We start from the raw sequence: 18,171 nt of genomic DNA, 5'->3' as shown, positions 1-18,171 counted from the left end.
ATGCACCTGAACGAATATATCGCTTCCTTCGATATCGGAACGACCGGCTGCAAAGGAACGCTGGTCGGGCGGGACGGCCGGCTCGATTACGAAGCCGAAGTTCCGGTGGAGACGTTGTTCGGCAAAGGCGATCCGGCTGCCCGCGACCAGCGGACGGTCGAGCAGCATCCGGAGCAATGGCTGGAGGCGGTCGCTTCGATCGCCCGAAGCTGGTGGGCCGCGGGCGTCCGCCCCGAACAGGTCAAAATCATCGCCATGAGCGGGCAGATGCAGGATGTCATCCCGGTGGGCGCGGACGGATTACCCGTCCGGCCCGCTATCTTGTATTCAGATGCGCGCGCGGCCGAGCAGGCGGAGCGGATCGCTTGCGAGCTCGGAGAAGAAACGATCCGCGAAGTAACCGGCAACCATATGGACGGTTCGATACCGCTGGCGAAGCTGCTCTGGATGAAGGAGCGGGAGCCCGATCTTATGGCCGCTTCCGACCGGATTTTGTTCAGCTCCAAAGATTATGTGATCCGCCGGCTCACCGGCCGCAACGTCACCGATCCGACCTCGGCGGCGACGGCGGGCTTGATGGAACTGTCAGGCCGGGCGTGGCGAAGCGACTGGCTGGAGCGGCTCGGGCTGGACCCGGTCAAGCTGCCTGACCTGCTGGCGACGGACGACATCGCCGGCGAAGTGCATGCGGAAGCGGCTGCGCTGACCGGGTTCGCTGCCGGGACGCCGGTGCTGTGCGGCATCGGGGATGCGGGCGCATCCACGCTCGGTGCCGGAGTGGCGGAGCGCGGCGATATGTACGTCTACCTCGGGACGACCGGATGGGTTGCCGCTTCGGTGGAGCGGCCCGGCCATCATGCGGACGGGCTGTTTCATCTGGCGCACGCCGAACGCGGACTGCTGATCGCGATAGCGCCGCTGATGAATGCGGGCAACGCCCACAAATGGGCGGTGTCCGTATTCGGGGGCGGTACTGAGGGACAGGACGCGTACGCCGCCTTCGAGAGGGAGGCGGCTTCGTTCGACCGGGCGGCGGGCGAGGTATTGTTCCTGCCGTATCTGAACGGGGAGCGGTGTCCCGTGCAGGATGCGTCGGCCAGCGGCAGCTTCGTCGGACTGCGGACGACGACGACGCGGGCGGAGATGGGCTGCGCCGTGCTCGAAGGAGTCGCTTTGGCGATGCGGCAGGTGATGGAGATTTTGTCTGGCGGCCGTCTGCCGGAGCGGCTTACCTTAATCGGCGGCGGCAGCCGCAGCGATACGTGGTGCCGTATCTTCGCGGATGTATGCGGCGCCGAAGTAACCGTTCCGGGCGACGCGCAATATTTGCCCGCGCTCGGCTGCACCTCCGCCGGGTTTGTACGGCTCGGCTGGGCGGACAGCTATGCGGATTTCACGAGACGTGTGCTGCATACGCGGCCGAACGTGACGTATACCCCGGACGAAGCGAACGCGGCGGCATACGAACGCAAATACGCCAAATACGTCAAGCTGTATCCGGCGCTTGCCGAGTTGTTTTAAGCGCCGGTGTCTGCTGGATCGGCGTTTTGCACACCGCCTCCGGGACTATGCAGTTGTGTGCATCCGAGCATGGGAACGGCACAACCTAAAATTATAGTTGACCGTTAAAGCCCTGCCGGCATCTCTCGATGCTGTCAGGGCTTTTGGGCCGTTAGGGCAGCAGTAAGCTAGCGCCCGCAGCGCGTATAAGAGCGGTTTGAGAGACTGTCGGTTCAATGTGGACAACCAAGTGGAAAGGGAAAAGATGTCCTTCTGGCGAGTTTTGTCTGGAATCCCCTACCTTACAATCCTTATTCAATCAAGGGATTCCGGACAACCTGTTTGAGCAGAAGAAGGTAACTTTTCACTTGGAACGGCCTGCTATCACTTCTACACATTGAATCGACAGCCGCTAGTTGACCGTTAAAGCCCTGCAGGCATCTCCTGATGCTGTCAGGGCTTTTGTGCAGTTAGGGCGACAGCAAGCTAGCACCCGCACAACGTATAAGAGCGATATGTACCTGCTATTTGGACAAGCGTGCGCTTTGACGCAACAATAAGAGCCGTTTACAGCTCGTACTTTGCGCGGCTAGTCGTATTTTCAACCGTTTCAGTGGAAATAAGAGTTGCAAACCGCTCTTAATCCGCAATAACAGACCGTTTCGCGCTGACAATTGACCCGCCAGGATGAATCGGAGCAGTCTTTGACGGTCCTCACCCTTCCCAGCTATTAATCTTCCACCCAAGTAATTTACCATTATATTTGGAAAATAATTGATTTCGAGGTGCAATCTTGATACTCTAAACCTATTCATCTACGAAAACGGAAACATAGATCTGATCCGAAAGGGAAGAAAGGTGGAGGGAAAGGAATTGAAAAGACGACTGGTTAGCGGAATCGCCTCATGGTCCGCAGCGGCGCTCCTGATGGCCGGATGCAACATGGGGGGCGGCGGTGATGCCGAGCCGAAGCTGAAAGCTCTCGGCAAAGACGAGAAGGCGACCATCAAGGTGATGAGCACTTGGGACGAAAGAATGTTCAATCAACAATACGGACTATTATTTTATGCGAAACATCCGAATATCGAAATCCAGGTAGCGTCTACCCAAGGGGCAATTACGTATGGACCGGACACAGATGTTAACGCCGAGTTCGAGAAATTTATCGAGGAACATAACCCGGACGTACTGATGCTGACTCCCGATCTGTATGAGCGTATGGTGGAGAAGGGAAAGCTGTATGAACTCGAATCGGTCATCAAGCAGGACAAATTCGACCTGGCCGGCATCATGCCGGGGGTGCTGGACACGATCAAGACTTACAGCGGCGGCAAGCTGTACGGGTTAGCCCCTAACTTCAACTCGCAGGCGCTGTTTTACAACAAAACGCTGTTCGAGCGTCACGGCGTACCGCTTCCCAAAGACGAGATGAGCTGGGAGGAGCTGCTTGAGCTTGCCAGACGTTTCCCGACGACGGGAGACGATTCCAGCCGGGTATACGGCTTCAGTCTGGGCAATCTGGACAGTGTATTCCGTTTCGCGATGATGATCGGTTCGACCAAGGGACTCAGCTTCGCCGATCCGGACACGCTTACGATGACGATGAATACCGACGGCTGGAAGAAGGCGGCGCAGCTTGCGCTGGACAGCTACAAATCGAACGCGATTTACCGGCCGAATCCGAACCAGCAATTCCGCGGCGGTTCCATGGAGGAATATTACAAGCAGGAGCCGTTTATCGGCGGGAAGGTCGCGATGATGCTCAGCGGGACCTATTATATGGAAAGCTTGAAGCAGGCCAAGACCGCACTTAAGGACGATGCGCCGCAATGGGACCTTGTAACGATTCCGGTAGATCCAAACAACCCGGAAGGAAGCCCGTCTTCCTTTAACATCGGCCAGATTTTTGCAATAAATTCGCAGTCCCCCAACCTGAGGGCCGCATGGGAATTCGTGAAATACATCAACGATGCCGAGTATGCCCGAGTGATGTCCAAATCGTCGTCGATGACAGGGTCCGTCACAACTCGAAGCGAATTTTTTCAAGACCCGGAAGGACGCAACGTCGAAGCTTTTTATAAAATCAAGGGCAATTCGGCCGCTTATAACAGATCGATGGCCAAACTTCCGCAAACGTTCATGAGCCAGCTGTATCCGCACGCCGAGTTGGAGTTTAAGGAAGTGATGGAAGGCAAGAAATCGGTCGACGATGCCATCCAGGCGATTCAGGAGAGAGGACAGACGGAGCTTACGAAGGCGAAGCAGGCGAAGGATCTGCCTAAGTAAAAGGGGCCAGGGTTCAGAGTTCAGGGTTCAGAATGAGCGTGCATAGAACAGTGAAAATATGGAAATAATAAAGAACGGACGTCAGGCGATACGGCAATCCGATCAAGCGGGAGCTGGGAAGGGAGCTGCGTAATCCGCGCAACGGCCCCGGAACCTGTCACGCACCACCATGCGACTCTAAAGCTTTGCCCTGCCTAACCCGCTCTTGGGTCCGGACTCTTCCGGAGACTTGCAGCAGAGGCTTAAGCGAAATGGGGATTCGATGGGTCAGCGTGGCGGTTTTCAGCCCCCCGGCTTGTATCAGCCGCAAAACATCCGCGTCCGGGAGGTGCGAAGCGACTATCGCCAGCAAAACGGAAGATTACATCAAGTATTTGACGGAGCGGGTCGTCGCTTACATGGATACGCCGCCTGAAGTGCGGAAGGAACAGCGAATTTTGCATAAAAGCACGAGGATGCCGTGGCACGTCCGTTGGTTCGGCATGATTCCTCTTTCGATAGCCATATGGTGGAAACGCCGTCGCGAACGCAAGGCGCAGCGGCAGAAGACGACCCCGCACGATTCGTAGCAGGCTTGGAAGGCTTCGGATGGTTAAACGGCTAAACGGCTAAACGGCTAAACGGCTAAACGGCTTAACGCTCAAACGACCATCGGCCGCGCCAGTCTGGCGGCAGCTTTCACAAAGAACAACCCGGCAGACGGCGGCAATATCCGACCCTATACGGCGGCAGATTTGGACTTCTCCCTAAGTCCGGTCTGCCGCTGTTTTTATTTCGGCAGTAGCCCGAATCGTGTTTCCGCGAGAACATAAAAAGAACACCCCGATCCGTAACGGATAGTAAATGGGGTGTTTGATATGGGAAGAGGAGGAGAAATACCGAAAGTTAGGTTGCATCCGCGCCCGGCCGCTGATGAAACGTGCCGTTAGCGATCAGGGCGTCGAACGGGACATAACGGCCGCCTTCCTGCTCGAGCCGGATATAAGCGGAGCCGGAAGCCCATTCCTGGAACCCGGTAACGGCGAACGGAGCGAGCACGGTCCGGCCGTACAGGTTAGCCGAGAAGGTGACGGGCGGATATCCGTCCGTCAGGGAGCCTAGCAGCGGCTGTGCCGATTGCAGTTGAAGAGGCGGTTCCGTCAGCCAGTGGGTGTTATCAAAAGGATCGAACGTTGGGAGCCGGATGGAACGGGATGAGAATCCGGTTGTTTGGCCGATGGCCGTTTCGGCTCCGTACGGAGTAAGCGAAGTAAAGCTTTGTTCGGTTAGCGGCAGCTGTTCGCCGGTTTTCGCATCGATATACATCCATCCGTCCCCGTTAGCGACTTTCCACACTGCATGCAGCGGGCTGTAGTAGATTCGCTCCGGGAGAGACGAAGATTGGTGCCAGGCGGTCATATCCATAGCAGAATCGATAAGTTCAAGCTGCACCATGGAGCGGTACAGCGTTCGCATACTGAAAAGGGGGTTCTCGCCGGCCCCGTATTCGGTCAGCTTCAGTTCGCCGCTCTCGGCAGCGCTGACGATCAGATAACCGACTTCGGTTCCGTCTTTCTCGATCAGCACGAGCCAGCCGTGCATGCCGGCTCCGAGCGGATGCCGGGTCCAGCGGGCAGATTGCCAGCTCTTGAATTCGTCCTGAGCGGACAAAGTGCGAATCCATTGTTCGATCTGAGGATCGAGCTGCGCCGCAAGGTCCGTATCCCCGCTTGTGATCCCGGGCGGAGAAGCGGTTTCGGACTGTGCCTGAACCGGTACGTCTGCCGGGACTTGGGAGGGAGCCTGCGAATGCGTTTCCAATTGCTGCAACGCCGCGCTTTCGAAAGCGCCGCCGAGCAGCATGGCCGCAGCCAGAGTAAGCGCCGCCGCTCCGAGTTTCCACCGGTAGTACATCGTCATCACCTGCCGTATTGGGATTTAGGGGACAAACGGTTTAGGCGAGGGCGGTGTATCGTATTTCTATGTCCCCATTGTAACGAATATGACTAAAAAATGTTGTTGCTTCCTGTCAGCCCCGCCGATTTTTTACGGTTGTTTTTTTGAGAAGTTTTAGCGGGATTCGTCAGTTCGTGCCATTTCCCTACCGCGCGAGATGGAATAATCCGCCGCTGACGACCGACACGGCGATCCGGGGGCGATACTGCCAGTCAATTTCTTCCCGGCGGCGCTTCCACTGCTCCTCCGCTTGCATTCGCGGCTCCTCCTCAAGGCCTTTCAGGGCGTCCTCGTAATACCGGTCGACCCGGGCGAATTCATCGCTCAGCCTGTCGTTCGCATCAGCTGCCCAGCCGTGATCGTACCGTTTCAGCATCTTCTCCAGATGAAGCTCCACGATCGTTCTCGCCCGGGCGACCGTAATTACGGGACGGGCGATGTATACGTTTGGAGGGAGACGGGGAGTCAGCTTGCGGCCGGCGACCTTCTCATAGAAATGATCCGTCAGTTCTCCCGTGGCCAGATCGACGCCGAAGGAGTGAAGCTCGTCTCGCTTCATATCGCAAGCCAGCTCGACCTTCACATTGATGTTCAGATACGAAGCATAACCGGAGGAGCCCGCTCCTCCCCGCAGGGCGGCCCCCGGGTCCTCGAACAGCTGAACGGTCTGGCCGCACGTTTTGACCACGTCGAACAGCTGCATCAATCTCCGGCTGCCGTATGTCACTTCATCTCTCGGGATACGGCCCGGCCCGAACGTTCCGGGGGAAGGGGTGACTCCGAAATAGCGGCCGAGAATCGAGTCCGCGCCCGCTTGACCGGCGAGCGGCTGCCCCGAAGGGCCGAGCACGACGGGGCCGGTTTGCGGCGCAGCCCCTGCTTTGGCGTCCGAGGCGTCCTGCCGGGCTTTCGCCGCTTCGGTCTCGGCCTGAAGTTTCTCCGGATCGAAGACGAACGTGAACGTCATCGTCTCGGGCGGCGCTCCGGTACGTTCGACAAACCCCCAGTAATAGGGGCGGTTGGTCAGCTTTTTGTCCGCTTCGGGAGACAGCTTGACCGTGACGTAGGCCGGATGCTTCTCGATAATGTGACAGCCGGTCGCCTCCAAATACCGGAGCGTAAATTTCTGAATCTGCTTGGTGTTCAATGGCTTGCCTCCGCTTCGGGTGTAACCGTCTGGCCGACCGCGTTCAGGATGGCGCGGATGGGCGCGCGTTCCCCGCGTTCTTGCTCCACTTCGTCCCGGACGGTACGGAACGAGCTGCCCATCTGGTCGAGCTGGCGCCGTATCTCGTCTTCCGTTTTCGCTTCCGCCCACATTTTAAATAAACTCGACTCGAGCGACGTCTTCTTCTCGAATCGTTCGAGAATGGTGTCCAGGCCGCCGATCACCAGCTCGAACATATTGATTTTCTCATGCAGCAACGAGAGGATATGCTCTTCGATCGTACCGATTGTCGACAGATTGAAAATATTTACGTTTTCCTTCTGCCCCAGCCGGTGAACGCGGCCGATCCGCTGTTCGACCCGCATCGGGTTCCATGGCAGATCGAAATTGACGATGTTGTGGCAAAATTGCAGGTTGATCCCTTCGCCGCCGGCTTCCGTCGCCACCATCACTTGAGCGCGGTTGCGGAACAGATCCATCATCCAGTCTTTTTTGCCCCGGTTCATCCCGCCCCGGTAAGGGACGGCTGTAATGTTCCGTTCCTTCAAGTAATTCATCAAATATTCCTGGGAGGCGCGGTATTCGGTAAAAATAATCGCCTTGTCGCCGATGTCCTGAATGAGCTCCAACGTTTTTTCGGCTTTCGTATTCGCCTGGATGCTCTTGATCAGCTCGACCAGCTCCCATATTTTCGGGCGGAGCGGAGAATCTTCCGCCGTTTTCTTGAACAGGTTGACGAGGGTGAGAAATACGGCGTCCCGGCTGCTGCACACTTCCCGCTGCAGGGTGACGAGCGACAGCATGCTGCCGATATCGCCCTGCGCATCCGAATAGCGGCCGCGCACGAAGTCGCAAACTCCGTCGTACAGCGCCTGCTCCTCGGGGGACAGCCGGAGCGGGATGTTTTTGACGATCCTCTTCGTAAATTCGATGTCGCCGTCGCCCCTCCGGTTGCGGATCATCACCTTGGACAGCTCCTCCTGGAGCTTGTCCTCATTTTTCGGCATCCGCTTGTCGACGACGAAGTTGGCGGCGAATTGCCCTTGTCCGCCGAGCTGGCCAGGCTTCAGCAGCGTAATGAGGTTGTATAGCTCGCCGAGATCGTTCTGCACCGGGGTTGCGGTCAGCAGCAGACAATACTTTTTACGCAGTTCGATAACGAATTTATAGTTCGACGTTTTTTTGTTTTTCAGCTTGTGCGCTTCGTCGACGATCAGCATATCGTATTCCTGATTCAGCACGATGTCCCGGTGCGGATCGCGCTTTGCCGTATCCATGGAGGCAACGACGACGTCGTACTGTGTCCACATGTACTCTTTTTTCTGGGCGACGGCCGAGATGCCGAACTTCTGGTTCAGCTCGCGCACCCATTGCAGCACGAGCGAAGCCGGGACGAGAATGAGCACCTTGCGCACGAGCCCGCGGATCAAATATTCTTTAATGATCAGTCCGGCTTCGATCGTCTTGCCGAGCCCGACCTCGTCAGCGAGAATGGCGCGGCCTCTCATCTCGTACAGCACTTTTTTGGCGGTGTCGATCTGGTGAGTCAGCGGCTTCAGCTGCGGGATATGGGCCAGACACTGGAGGTCGTCGAAGCTGGAAATCAGACCGGACTGTTCGGCCTCGTAGGCGAGCTGAAACATCGTCCAGTCGTCCCACGGACCGTTTTTGCGCATCCTCGCTTCCAGATCGTCATACCAGGAACGGTCGAAATGAATATTCAAATGTTCGTTCAGACTGCGGATATGCTCCGTTGATGGCGTATTCATTCGGGTGTCCTCCTTGCTCTGCCGGCCTGTGCCGGATATCAATCTCCGGTTCCCGATCGGGAGCGGGACTTCCCAGGGAATATAGGCTAGTATTAACCAATTTGGGAGGAAACATAACGCAGACGGTGAATTGGCCGGTAGCGAAGCGCGCAGGGATGCGGATCGGCGGCAAGCCGCAAATGCCGGGTTCGTGAACGGCCGCAAGTTCGAAAATAGGTGGCGTTTGGAAACCTAGGAGGCGTGCATGTATCGTTTATTCGGAATATGCCCGAATTTCGGAAAATATCCCCTTCCCCGATCGGCTCGAATCATGTAGAATGATGTAGGTATGAAACAATCGGATATGGCGGATGAAGGTTCAAGGAGAGATTGCCGGGCGCATGCGCCGTCAGGTTCGGACACCCGTCCGGAACCGGCGGGCGGCGGGACGGCGGCGCCGAAGGAGTAAGCCGCGCATGCGGTGAATCTCTCAGGCAAAAGGACTTGACCCGGACGCAACTCTGGAGAGTGTTCGTTCTGTAAGCCTCATGGATAGCAAAGAGTGCTTGGCGACGGAAGCGGACCACCCAAGGGGTAACTTTGCGGCAGCAGGATGGAAGCAGTAGGCCGCATGGGGAACTCTCAGGTACAAGGACAGGGCAAAAGGACGCAGGCTACCTGAAAGCGGTAAGCGTGCTTCGTTTTGCTTTGTCCTTTTTGCGTTGCTTCGACTGAAAGTCGCCGCGAAGTGGAAACCTAGCCAAAACCTTGCCTAGGAGCGGCTGGTCCAGCGGACTGGCGAAGCCGGCGGGCAGCACCCGGGAAACACGCCTACGGCGGTCCGGGGCGGAAACACGATAATGTCGATTGAGGTGAGCGTATGACGACTTTAAAGCAAACCCCGTTATACCCGATTTATACGAAACACGGCGCCAAAACGATCGATTTCGGCGGATGGGACTTGCCGGTGCAATTCGGCGGCATCCAAACCGAGCATGAAGCGGTGCGGCAGCGGGCCGGCTTGTTCGATGTGTCGCACATGGGCGAGTTTTGGGTAACCGGTTCGGACGCCGAAGCGTTTTTGCAGAAGATGACGACGAACGACGTGTCCAAGATGGAGACGAATCAGGCGCTGTACAGCTTGCTGTGCTACCCGAATGGCGGCGTCGTTGACGACTTGATCATTTACAAGCTGGCCGGAGACCGGTTTATGCTTGTCGTGAACGCCTCGAACATCGACAAAGATTTTGCTTGGCTCAGCGAGCATCTGGAAGGGAACGTCAAGCTGGAAAACGTATCGGACGACACGTCGCTCCTTGCCCTGCAAGGTCCACGGTCATCTTCGATTTTATCCAAGCTGACGGACAGTCCCGTGGCGGAGCTCAAAAGCTTCCGTTTTCTGCCGGACGTGAACGTCGGCGGCATCCATGCACTCGTATCCCGTACGGGATATACGGGCGAGGACGGTTTCGAGCTGTATGTCAGCGCCCGCGACGTGATCCGTCTGTGGGAGCAACTGCTGGAAGCCGGGCAGGAGGAAGGGCTCGAGCCGATCGGTCTCGGCGCCCGCGACACGCTGCGGTTTGAAGCGCGTCTGCCGCTATACGGCCAGGAGCTGTCCGCGGACATTAGCCCGCTTGAGGCGGGACTCGGCTTTTTCGTGAAGCTGGACAAAGGCGATTTTATCGGGAGAGAAGCGCTCGCCGCCCAGAAAGAACAAGGCCTGCCGCGCAAATCGGTCGGGATCGAGATGATCGACCGGGGCATTCCGCGGTCGCATTATCCGGTATACTCGGCAGACGGCCGGCAGATCGGCGAAGTGACGACCGGCACCCAGTCTCCGACCTTCAAACGCAACGTCGGACTTGCGCTGATCGAGACGGCGCATGCGGCGATTGACACCGAGCTATTCGTCGAGATTCGCGGCAAAAAGCTGAAGGCGAAAGTGGTGCCGACTCCGTTCTACAAACGGCCGAAACAATAAGGATACAATGAAACGCGCCGCCTGAGCGGACGCGATTCCTTCATTAAATATCATTTCGAAACGGATCAGGCTGCCGGTTCCGAGAGCCGGCCCTGACCAATTCGCTATAAAGGAGCTATCATCCATGAAACATCGATACTTACCGATGACCGAGCAGGACCGCACGGACATGCTGGCGGCTGTCGGCGTCGCAAGCGTCGACGAGTTGTTTGCCGATATCCCGGCCAGCGTGCGCTTCCAAGGAACGCTTAATATTTCCGAGCAATTGAACGAACAGGCAATGCTTCGCCATATGCGCCAATTGTCCGGCAAAAACGCCGATTTCGACCGTTATGCAAGCTTTTTGGGAGCCGGTATGTACGACCATCATCTGCCGGTAGTCGTCAATCACGTCATCTCCCGTTCCGAGTTTTATACGGCGTACACCCCGTATCAGCCGGAAATTTCGCAAGGGGAATTGCAGGCGATCTTCGAATTTCAATCGTATATATGCGAGCTGACCGGCATGAAGGTCGCGAACGCTTCCATGTATGACGGCGCCACGGCGCTGGCGGAAGCAGGAGCTTTGGCTCACGGCGCGACGAAGCGCCGCAAGATCTTGGTCTCCCGCGCGGTTCATCCGGAAGCCCGCAATATTTTGAACACGACCGCACGGGGCCTGAATCTCGAAGTCGTAGAAGTGGGCTTCAAGGACGGATTAACGGACATGGAACAGCTCGCCTCTTCCATCGACAGCGATACGGCAGCCGTTATCGTGCAGTCGCCGAACTTCTTCGGCTGCATTGAAGATATCGCCGCGATCGAGCCGATCATTCATGGCGCGGGCGGCCTGCTCGTCGTCAGCAGCAACCCGTTGACGCTCGGCTTGCTCGAGGCTCCGGGACGTCTCGGCGCGGACATCGTCGTCGGCGACACGCAGCCGTTCGGCATTCCGGCTTCGTTCGGCGGCCCGTCCTGCGGATACTTTGCGGTAGCGGAAGCGTGGATGCGGCGGATGCCGGGCCGGATCGTCGGCCAGACGGTCGACCGCGACGGCAAGCGTGGCTTCGTGCTGACGCTGCAGGCTCGCGAGCAGCATATCCGCCGCGAGAAGGCGACGTCTAACATTTGCTCCAACCAGGCGCTTCTCGCTTTGTGCGCTTCCGTTTATTTGTCGACGATGGGCAAGCAGGGGATTGTCGACGTGGCCCAATTGAACGTGCAAAAAGCGCATTACGCTGCAAATGAAATCGGCTCCCGCCAAGGAATCGGATTGGCGTTCGCCTCGCCCTTCTTTAACGAATTTGTCGTAAACCTGGGCGAGCAGGCCGACCTGACGGCGATTAACTCGAAGCTGCTGGAGCACGGCATGATCGGCGGCTACGATCTCGGCCGCGACTATCCCGAGCTGAAGGGCCACATGCTGATCGCCGTAACGGAACAGCGTACGAAAGAAGAAATCGGACAGTTTGCCGACAGATTGGAGGAGCTGGTATGACAACGACTAGCCAAACGGAAACGACAACACCGGTGAGCGCAGAGCAAAGCGCAAACGCCCAGCCGGTCAAACACGACAAGGCGCTTATTTTCGAACTCAGCAAACCGGGTCGGGTCGGCTATTCGCTGCCGGATTGCGACGTGCCGGAGACGCCGCTGGAGCAGTTGATCCCGCAAAAGCATCTTCGCACGAAGCAGGCCGAGCTGCCGGAAGTGTACGAGGTCGACGTGATCCGTCACTACACCGCGTTGTCCCGCCGGAACTTCGGCATCGACAACGGCTTCTACCCGCTCGGTTCCTGTACGATGAAATATAATCCGAAAATTAACGAGGACGTAGCGCGGTTCCCAGGAATCGCGAAAATCCATCCGTACCAGCCGGAGGAATCGGTGCAGGGCGCTCTCGAGCTGCTCTATACGCTGCAAAACGATCTGGCGGAAATTACCGGCATGGATAAAGTGACGCTGCAGCCGGCCGCCGGCGCGCACGGCGAATGGACCGGCCTGATGATGATCCGCGCTTACCACGAAAGCCGCGGAGAGAAACGGTCCAAGGTCATCGTACCGGACTCCTCGCACGGCACGAACCCGGCCAGCGCTACGGTCGCCGGATTCGAGACGGTTACGATCAAGTCCGACGACCGGGGGCTGGTCGATCTGGATGCGCTCCGCGCAGCGGTAGGAACGGATACGGCGGCGCTTATGCTGACGAATCCGAACACGCTCGGCTTGTTCGAGGAGCAGATCGTCGAGATCGCACGCATCGTTCACGAAGCGGGCGGGCTGTTGTATTACGACGGCGCCAATTCCAACGCGATTCTCGGGATCGCGCGTCCGGGCGACATGGGCTTTGACGTCGTTCACCTGAATTTGCACAAAACGATGAGTACGCCTCACGGCGGCGGCGGTCCCGGCGCAGGTCCGGTCGGCGTGAAGCAGAAGCTGATCCCGTTCCTGCCGGCGCCGAACGTAGCGCGCAGAGCGGACGGCACGTACTTCCTCGAAGCGGGAGATCCATTGTCGATCGGCCGGGTCAAAGCGTTTTACGGCAACTTCGGCATCCTCGTCCGCGCGTATACGTACATTCGCACACTGGGCGGCGAAGGGCTGCGTCAAGTGTCCGAAAATGCGGTGCTAAACGCCAACTATATGATGAAGCGGCTCGCGCCTTATTATGACGTGCCGTTCGACAGAGCATGCAAGCACGAGTTCGTCATGTCCGGCAAACGCCAGAAAAAGCTCGGTGTCCGTACGCTCGATATCGCCAAGCGGCTGCTCGACTTCGGCTATCATCCGCCGACCATCTACTTCCCGCTTAACGTCGAAGAGTGCATCATGATCGAGCCGACGGAAACGGAAAGCAAAGAAACGCTCGACGGGTTCATCGATACGATGATTCAGATTGCCAAGGAAGCCGAGGAAACGCCGGATCTTGTCGTGAATGCGCCATATACGACCGTTGTGAAACGTCTGGACGAAACGCAGGCGGCACGCAAGCCGGTCCTGAACTGCACGTGCGGATAAGAGCTTGATAGCGTTTGAAGGGAATTCCGTTTTGTATTTCCTTTCGAAATGGAGTACGATAAAATCGAACAGCTAGTCATATACAGGGAGTCTCCGCCTCTATGAGCTGCGGGGCTCCTTTTGTTGGTTCGATTGTTGCGATCAAGGTGGAGCAGGGGGAATGACGATGACAGACAACGTATGGAGATTGATCCGGTCCGGACTAAGATCGCCGGCTGATAATATGGCGATTGACGAGGCGATGCTGATCGCGCACAGCGAAGGGAAGGCGCCTCCGACAGTGCGGTTTTACGGCTGGAACCCGGCGACGCTGTCGATCGGATATTTTCAAAAGGCGGAGGACGAGATCGATCTGGCGGAGGTGCAGCGGCAAGGGATCGGTTTCGTCCGGAGACCGACGGGGGGACGCGCCGTCCTGCACGACCGCGAGCTGACGTACAGCATGATTGTCTCCGAGGAATACCCGGACATGCCGACTACGGTTAACGAAGCGTACCGCGTGCTTAGCGAAGGGCTGGTGCAAGGCTTCCGGAGACTGGATCTGCGGGCGGAGATGGTGAACCTCGGCATGCCGGAGGAAAAGGCGAAATATACGTCAACCGCCGGTTCGGCCGCCTGCTTCGATTCGCCTTCCTGGTACGAGCTCGTCGTCGAAGGCCGGAAAATCGCCGGGAGCGCGCAAACGCGATCCAGAGGCGTTATTTTGCAGCACGGCTCGATCCTGCTCGAGATGGACGTGGATCAGCTGTTCTCGCTGCTTCGTTTCTCCAGCGACCGGATCAAGGAACGGCTGAAGACGTCGTTCCATACGAAAGCGGTGGCGATCGGCGACATCTGTCGCGGGATGGGGAGGCAGCCCGTTACGTATGAGGAAGCGGAAGCCGCCTTCCGCGAAGGGATCGCCGAAGGACTCGGCATCCGTCTGGAGGAGGGCGAGCTGACGGAGTACGAGCGGGAGCTGGCTGCGCAGCTTAGCGCCGAGAAATACGGCAGCGACGAGTGGAACCTGCGCCGCTGAGCCGGTTGTCCGGCAGGGCTCGGATGAGTAGGTACGCGCCAAGCCTTATACGGATTTCCTTTAGCGGAAGAATAGCTTCCGCTATTCGTTCGGAAATGCCGTAATAGCGGGGAAAGCGGAAGAAATCATTCCGCTATTTCGAAGAAAAACGCATAAAGCGGCGTCATATGCACAAATAGCGGAAGCGATGCTTCCGCTATTGCCCGTTGGAACGTCCGCTGTCCGCGATAACGGAACTAAAACTTCCGCTAAGACCGCATCGACGACGTGTTCCGAAGTTACTAGCCGGACAGACTGCATTGCGATGTGCAGGCAGGCAGAAACAATAAACTGCAACCGCCGTTCGTGCATGCGCCTATCATAAAAAGAATGAATGGACCTGCGGTTGCCGTCTATTGAGCGCCCGGCTGGACCAGCCAAGCCTTCGCGCTGCGGGGGGCTAGCGGCACGACGCCGCCGGAAGGAAGCGCTTCTTCCCGGCCGCTCCATATTTCCACGCCCGTACCTGAGCGTGGGAACACCGTTTCCGGGACAGACTGCGCCAGATAATCGTCGCTCAGGTTGAACAGGGCGATCAGCTTGCAACCGCCGCTATCTGCGACCACGATCGGCAAGTCGTCTCCGTCCGGACGGAACAGGTTGAGCGGTTGGCCACGGCTGACGGGGACGTCCAGTATACGGCGAAGCAGCGCCGTTCCTTCGGCATTGAGTTTATCGAGCGCGTCGCCCAGCACCAGATCGCCTCCGGTCACCAGGCAGGCGAGCAGCAGCGTTTTCGCCTCTTCCAGATTCATCTCGCGGCCGGTGCCCCAATTGCCCCCGGCTTTCCACGGCTGTAGCTTCTGCCTGCGGTTCAGCAGCGTGTCGTCGGTCGTATCGCCGCAGCGGACGATCGCGAAGTCGGGGTCCGTATTGCCAAGCGTTCCCTGCATCCACCACCGGGCGAACATCGAGCGGATGTTTTGGCGGATATGGCTCCAGTAATTGTGAATATCGCCGGTCGTCCGGTGCGCATCCGCGATGCCGGCCGCTGCTTCGTAAGGCGCGCCGCAGGCGAGCAGGTAGGCGTCGTCTCCGATCGCCTCCCGGATCGTCAGAAACAGTTTGCGCAGCATGCCTGCATGCGAGAGGTCTCCGGTAGCGAACGATGAAGCGCCCAGCAGCATTTGCGTGAAATCGCATTTGAAATACGTAAACCCGTTCGCGCGCAGACGAGTGTACACATCCCGTATGTGCGCCGCAGCGCCGGGGCGGGTTATATCGAGCTGAGCCATCGTGCCGTATCCCATCTGGGTCAAGTAAGGATTGCCCTGCCCGTCCCCGACGAACCAGTCCGGGTGCTGCCGGTACAGCGGCGTATACACGTTGACCATAAGCGGAGCGGTCCAGATGCCGGGCTCGTAGCCGTTTTCCCGGATGTTTGCGCAAAGTCCGTCCAATCCGTCCGGAAACTTCCAGCCGCTTTCCCAGACTCCCCATTGGCACTCATAGCCCTCGTCCACAACGAAATAACGAAGCGCGTCACCGAACTGCGTCCGGGCGGCGGCCGCGTTATCGGTTATGTCGCTTTGCCGGACGGCTCCGGCATAATAATCCCACGTGTTCCATCCGGTGATTCGGGGGAGACCCCGGATCATGCCGGACAGACGGCTGCGGACCAGCTCACCGTACCGCTCAAGCAGCTCCGCTCCGTCCGCGTCTTCCAGCGCGACCAGATGGGCGAGCATTTCTTCCTGTCCGGGAGCGAGCCGCCTCGGGGATTGCAGATGGATGCCGAACCCGAAGCTTCCGTCCCGGTGCGGCTTGTCGTGCAGCAGGGGAAAGTCGGCAAAACAGTCCCCGTAAGGAGGCAGGGCGCCGATCAGCAGCGCGGTTCCGTCTTGCCGCTTCGATAATACCGTGACCATGCCCGAAGCGTCCGCCGGATCGGACCAGTCGTTCGGACGGTGAACGGGACGGACGCCCGATAGTTTGGAAAAGTCCCGCGAGTGGTACAGCTGGATGTAATCCCGGCTGTCCAGCCGGGGGGTAAACTGTCCGGCCGTCCACTCGATACAGACTCGCTGGAGCCGGAACGCCTCGTCCCCGCTATTGGCGATCGAGACGCTGCAGATCCCCTCCTCGTCCTGCTTTAGCGTAACCGTTACCGCCTCCCAGCGCCGGATCGTCGTGCTCCCCGGGCTCCCTGTGCTCCCCAGACTCCCCGTGCTGCGGGTCGTCTTGCTCTCGCTGTAAGTCCGGTCTGCCCCGATCACCATGATGGACGCTTTGCCGAAATCGATCGTTTGCTTAAGTTTCTCCATATCGCCGCTCCCTTTTTTTTACACTTGTCTGTATGGCATTGCTTGGATTCTAGTACGAATCATAGATCAGGCAAGACCTTACGGCCATAGAGAAAGATGACCTTCGCATAGGTTTTTGTAACTTGGTGGACGCGTGCTTCGACATGCGGATGGAGTGAAGTAATGGGAAGGGGAGGTTAGGGGATGGTGCGGTGCGGCCCTGCACGAAAGGAAGCTTCCGTAGTACAATAAAGCCATTAGGGGATAAGCGGACAAGGAGGGCGTTTGATGAGACCGGGACTGCATGGTGTGACGATTAATCCCTTCGCCGGAAACGGGGAAATAACGGTGCTGTTCGCCGGAAACAACCGGACGCCGCCGCTTCACCAGGTCGGGCCCCATGTACTCGGCTATCACCTTGTCCATCTGGTCGTATCGGGGAAAGGGAGCTTGACTTCAAGGGGCAGACGCCGGGAGTTGAAGGCGGGAGACTGCTTTTTCATTTATCCGGGAGAGCTGGCGGGGTATGGATCGGATGAGACGGAGCCATGGAGTTACCGCTGGATCGGGTTTCGGGGAACGGAGGTCGATTATCGGCTAAGAGAGCTTGGCGTCGAGCCGGATTCGCCGGTTTTGGAGGGAGGGGGGACCCGGCGAGTGAACGTTTTGTTCTGGCGGGTTCAGGATGCACTCCGCACAGGCGGACCGGGCTGCGATCTGAAGGCGGGAGCCAACCTGAGACTTGTTTTCGGAGAATGGGCCGATCGCCAGATGGATCAACGGGAGGAGGAAGGAAACAGGGGGAGGCTGGAGGCGGAGACGAGCCGAAGGATGGAACATGCGGCCCGCTATTTGGCGCTTCAGTACCACAGACCGGTTTCGATGGAAGAGCTGGCGAAGGAAACGGGCTACCACCGCGCCTATTTGTCGAGGATGTTCAAAAAAGCGACGGGGCAAAGCCCTGCGCAGTATTTGCTCAAGCTGCGCATGGAGCGGGCCAGGCAGTTGCTGGGCGAACCGCTGACGATCGGTCAGATCGCGGCTTCCGTCGGATTCGCCGACCCGTTCCATTTCTCCAGACAGTTCAAGAAATGGCATGGTTGTTCGCCGTCCGAGCTGAGGGTCCAGAAGCTGGGCATGGAGCATTTTCAGCCTGAGTCGTGACGGCCGGGGAGACAGGAGCGATAGACATCCGTCTGATGGGGGGAGACGGGAGCGGCAGATATCCGTCTGATGGGCGGATAGAAGCG

General features: G+C 58.1%; 12 protein-coding genes and 1 riboswitch. Of the genes, 8 read left to right on the top strand and 4 right to left on the bottom strand.

Translation table 11 applies throughout. The features are described from left to right. The 3 genes from PV433_RS14455 (at position 1) to PV433_RS14445 (ending at position 4,355) form a co-directional block, all read left to right on the top strand. Positions 1-1,521 carry a xylulokinase gene (locus PV433_RS14455; protein ID WP_332072795.1) on the top strand — a complete coding sequence of 507 codons (1,521 nt, stop codon included), beginning with the start codon at positions 1-3 and terminating at the stop codon, positions 1,519-1,521. Between the two features lie 852 nt (positions 1,522-2,373). Next, on the top strand, positions 2,374-3,786 hold the full coding sequence (locus tag PV433_RS14450) for an ABC transporter substrate-binding protein (RefSeq protein WP_332072794.1): 1,413 nt from the start codon (positions 2,374-2,376) through the stop codon (positions 3,784-3,786). Positions 3,787-4,037: 251 nt separating this feature from the next. After that, positions 4,038-4,355, top strand: coding sequence for a YqzE family protein (locus PV433_RS14445; protein ID WP_332072793.1), 318 nt, complete (start codon positions 4,038-4,040; stop codon positions 4,353-4,355). 316 nt (positions 4,356-4,671) lie between these two features. Here the strand turns inward: PV433_RS14445 and PV433_RS14440 are convergent, their stop codons facing one another. The 3 genes from PV433_RS14440 to PV433_RS14430 form a co-directional block, all read right to left on the bottom strand. Continuing rightward, complete coding sequence (locus PV433_RS14440; protein ID WP_332072792.1) at positions 4,672-5,679, bottom strand: hypothetical protein; 1,008 nt, start codon at positions 5,677-5,679, stop codon at positions 4,672-4,674. Between the two features lie 187 nt (positions 5,680-5,866). After that, complete coding sequence (locus PV433_RS14435; RefSeq protein ID WP_332072791.1) at positions 5,867-6,868, bottom strand: YqhG family protein; 1,002 nt, start codon at positions 6,866-6,868, stop codon at positions 5,867-5,869. Then, positions 6,865-8,658 (bottom strand): DEAD/DEAH box helicase, encoded by a 1,794-nt coding sequence (locus PV433_RS14430; protein ID WP_332072790.1) that lies wholly within the window; start codon positions 8,656-8,658, stop codon positions 6,865-6,867. Before PV433_RS14430 ends, PV433_RS14435 begins: the two co-directional genes overlap by 4 nt. A 350-nt stretch (positions 8,659-9,008) precedes the next feature. Continuing rightward, a riboswitch (glycine riboswitch) is annotated at positions 9,009-9,153 on the top strand. Positions 9,154-9,517: 364 nt separating this feature from the next. Here PV433_RS14430 and gcvT point away from each other — a divergent pair. The 4 genes from gcvT (at position 9,518) to PV433_RS14410 (ending at position 14,639) form a co-directional block, all read left to right on the top strand. Further along, positions 9,518-10,621, top strand: a complete 1,104-nt coding sequence (gene gcvT / locus PV433_RS14425) for a glycine cleavage system aminomethyltransferase GcvT (protein WP_332072789.1) — start codon at positions 9,518-9,520, stop codon at positions 10,619-10,621. Positions 10,622-10,745: 124 nt separating this feature from the next. Beyond that, a complete protein-coding gene (gcvPA, locus tag PV433_RS14420; RefSeq protein ID WP_332072788.1) occupies positions 10,746-12,098 on the top strand; it encodes an aminomethyl-transferring glycine dehydrogenase subunit GcvPA in 1,353 nt (450 codons plus the stop codon). After that, the gene (gcvPB, locus tag PV433_RS14415; protein ID WP_332072787.1) at positions 12,095-13,621 is read left to right on the top strand and encodes an aminomethyl-transferring glycine dehydrogenase subunit GcvPB; all 1,527 of its coding nucleotides are present in this window, start codon (positions 12,095-12,097) and stop codon (positions 13,619-13,621) included. Before gcvPA ends, gcvPB begins: the two co-directional genes overlap by 4 nt. Before the next feature lie 166 nt (positions 13,622-13,787). Continuing rightward, positions 13,788-14,639: a lipoate--protein ligase family protein gene (locus PV433_RS14410; protein WP_332072786.1), complete on the top strand. Its 852-nt coding sequence runs from the start codon at positions 13,788-13,790 to the stop codon at positions 14,637-14,639. Between the two features lie 392 nt (positions 14,640-15,031). Here the strand turns inward: PV433_RS14410 and PV433_RS14405 are convergent, their stop codons facing one another. After that, the gene (locus PV433_RS14405) at positions 15,032-16,942 is read right to left on the bottom strand and encodes a glycoside hydrolase family 36 protein (RefSeq protein WP_332072785.1); all 1,911 of its coding nucleotides are present in this window, start codon (positions 16,940-16,942) and stop codon (positions 15,032-15,034) included. Between the two features lie 267 nt (positions 16,943-17,209). Between PV433_RS14405 and PV433_RS14400 the strand changes: the two genes are divergently transcribed. Further along, entirely contained in the window at positions 17,210-18,085 is an 876-nt protein-coding gene (locus PV433_RS14400; protein ID WP_332072784.1) for an AraC family transcriptional regulator, read from the top strand. Positions 18,086-18,171: the final 86 nt, after the last annotated feature.

The sequence above is a fragment of the Paenibacillus sp. GYB004 genome (assembly GCF_036577605.1).
GTDB lineage: Bacteria > Bacillota > Bacilli > Paenibacillales > NBRC-103111 > Paenibacillus_AB > Paenibacillus_AB oceani.
This window is presented reverse-complemented; position numbering and strand designations above follow the sequence as displayed.